1 rRNA gene is annotated in these 3,035 nt (G+C 54.9%); it reads left to right on the top strand.

The features are described 5' to 3' along the window. The first annotated feature begins 6 nt into the window (after nt 1-6). Nucleotides 7-2,938, top strand: a 23S ribosomal RNA gene (locus ACFOTD_RS34525). The last annotated feature ends 97 nt before the right edge of the window (nt 2,939-3,035 follow it).

Here is a 3,035-nt window from a genome sequence, read left to right as displayed (position 1 = left end):
CCGACAGGTTAAGCTATTAAGGGCGCACGGAGGATGCCTAGGCGCCAGGAGCCTAAGAAGGACGCGGCGAACAGCGAAATTGCCTCGGGGAGCCGTAAGCAGGCTTTGATCCGGGGATGTCCGAATGGGGAAACCCGGCTGGGGTCATGCCCAGTCATCCATGAGTGAATACATAGCTCATGAGAAGGCACACCCAGGGAACTGAAACATCTAAGTACCTGGAGGAGAAGAAAACAAGAGTGATTCCGTCAGTAGCGGCGAGCGAAAGCGGATTAGCCCAAACCTAAGAGCTTGCTCTTAGGGGTTGTGGGACGTCTCACATGGAGTTACAAAGGAGCAGGTTAGGCGAAGAGGTCTGGAAAGGCCCGGCATAGAAGGTAAAAGCCCTGTAGCCAAAAATCTGCTCCCTCCGAGACGGATCCCGAGTACCGCGGGACACGAGAAACCCCGTGGGAATCCGGCAGGACCATCTGCCAAGGCTAAATACTCCCTGGCGACCGATAGTGAAGCAGTACCGTGAGGGAAAGGTGAAAAGCACCGCGGGAGCGGAGTGAAAAAGAACCTGAAACCGTGCGCTTACAAGAAGTCAGAGCCCGATCTAGGGGTGATGGCGTGCCTTTTGTAGAATGAACCGGCGAGTTACGTTTACGTGCGAGGTTAAGTCGGAGAGACGGAGCCGCAGCGAAAGCGAGTCTGAATAGGGCGCTTTAGTACGTAGTCGTAGACCCGAAACCGGGTGATCTACCCCTGTGCAGGGTGAAGGTGAGGTAACACTTACTGGAGGCCCGAACTCGTGAGCGTTGAAAAGCTCTGGGATGACGTGGGGGTAGGGGAGAAATTCCAATCGAACTCGGAGATAGCTGGTTCTCCCCGAAATAGCTTTAGGGCTAGCCTCGAGATTTAGCATCATGGAGGTAGAGCACTGATTGGGTGCGGGGCCCGCCAAGGGTTACCAAGTCCAGTCAAACTCCGAATGCCATGGATGTATGCTCGGGAGTCAGACGGCGAGTGCTAAGATCCGTCGTCAAGAGGGAAAGAGCCCAGATCATCAGCTAAGGTCCCTAAGTGTGTGTTAAGTGGGAAAGGATGTGGAGTTGCGAAGACAACCAGGATGTTGGCTTAGAAGCAGCCACCATTTAAAGAGTGCGTAATAGCTCACTGGTCGAGTGACTCTGCGCCGAAAATGTAACGGGGCTAAACACACCACCGAAGCTATGGCATGTACACGTTGTGTACTTGGGTAGGGGAGCGTTGAATGCGGGTTGAAGTCGGACCGAGAGGACCGGTGGACTGCATTCAAGTGAGAATGCCGGTATGAGTAACGAAAAGACAGGTGAGAATCCTGTCCGCCGAAAGCCTAAGGGTTCCTGAGGAAGGTTCGTCCGCTCAGGGTAAGTCGGGACCTAAGGCGAGGCCGAAAGGCGTAGTCGAAGGACAACAGGTTGAAATTCCTGTACCACCGTAATCCGTTACGAGCGATGGGGGGACGCAGGAGGGCAAGAACGCGAGCTGATGGAATAGCTCGTCCAAGCAGTAAGGGGTGCATGTAGGCAAATCCGCATGCTTTAACCTTGAGCTGTGATGGGGAGGGAAAATTACAGTACCGAAGGTTCCGTGCTCACGCTGCCGAGAAAAGCCTCTAGCCAGGAAAAGGTGCCCGTACCGCAAACCGACACAGGTAGGCGAGAAGAGAATTCTAAGGCGCGCGGAAGAACTCTCGTTAAGGAACTCGGCAAAATGACCCCGTAACTTCGGGAGAAGGGGTGCCTCGGTAGGGTGAATAGCCCGAGGGGGCCGCAGTGAATAGGCCCAAGCGACTGTTTAGCAAAAACACAGGTCTGTGCGAAGCCGTAAGGCGAAGTATACGGGCTGACGCCTGCCCGGTGCTGGAAGGTTAAGGGGAGCGGTTAGGGGCAACCCGAAGCTGTGAACCGAAGCCCCAGTAAACGGCGGCCGTAACTATAACGGTCCTAAGGTAGCGAAATTCCTTGTCAGGTAAATTCTGACCCGCACGAATGGCGTAACGACTTGGGCGCTGTCTCAACGAGAGATCCGGTGAAATTTTAGTACCTGTGAAGATGCAGGTTACCCGCGACGTGACGGAAAGACCCCATGGAGCTTTACTGTAGCTTGATATTGAACTTGGGTACGGTCTGTACAGGATAGGTGGGAGCCTAAGAAGTTGGAGCGCAAGCTTCAATGGAGGCGCCGTTGGGATACCACCCTGATCGTATCTAGGTTCTAACCTGTCACCGTGAATCCGGTGAAGGGACCGTGTCAGGCGGACAGTTTGACTGGGGCGGTCGCCTCCTAAAGCGTAACGGAGGCGCCCCAAGGTTCCCTCAGAATGGTTGGAAATCATTCGAAGAGTGCAAAGGCATAAGGGAGCTTGACTGCGAGACCTACAAGTCGAGCAGGGACGAAAGTCGGGCTTAGTGATCCGGTGGTACCGAATGGAAGGGCCATCGCTCAACGGATAAAAGCTACCCTGGGGATAACAGGCTTATCTCCCCCAAGAGTCCACATCGACGGGGAGGTTTGGCACCTCGATGTCGGCTCATCGCATCCTGGGGCTGAAGTAGGTCCCAAGGGTTGGGCTGTTCGCCCATTAAAGCGGTACGCGAGCTGGGTTCAGAACGTCGTGAGACAGTTCGGTCCCTATCTGTCGCGGGCGTAGGAAATTTGAGAGGGGCTGTCCTTAGTACGAGAGGACCGGGATGGACGCACCGCTGGTGTACCAGTTGTTCCGCCAGGAGCATCGCTGGGTAGCCAAGTGCGGGAGGGATAAGCGCTGAAAGCATCTAAGCGCGAAGCCCGCCTCAAGATGAGATTTCCCAGTATGTAAGACCCCTTGGAGAACACGAGGTTGATAGGCTCGGGGTGGAAGCGCAGCAATGCGTGCAGCTGACGAGTACTAATCGGTCGAGGGCTTATCCTACTGTTCCGATCTAGGAACAAACGGCAAGCCGCACAGGCAAGAGAATTTCTAGCGCAGATTCGTTTCGCATCCGGTTTTCAGGGCGCAAGCTCTGTAA

This window comes from Cohnella sp. GCM10012308 (assembly GCF_042649185.1).
GTDB lineage: Bacteria > Bacillota > Bacilli > Paenibacillales > Paenibacillaceae > Cohnella.
Note: the sequence above shows the minus strand (reverse complement) of the source record. Positions and strands in the feature narration are given on the sequence as shown.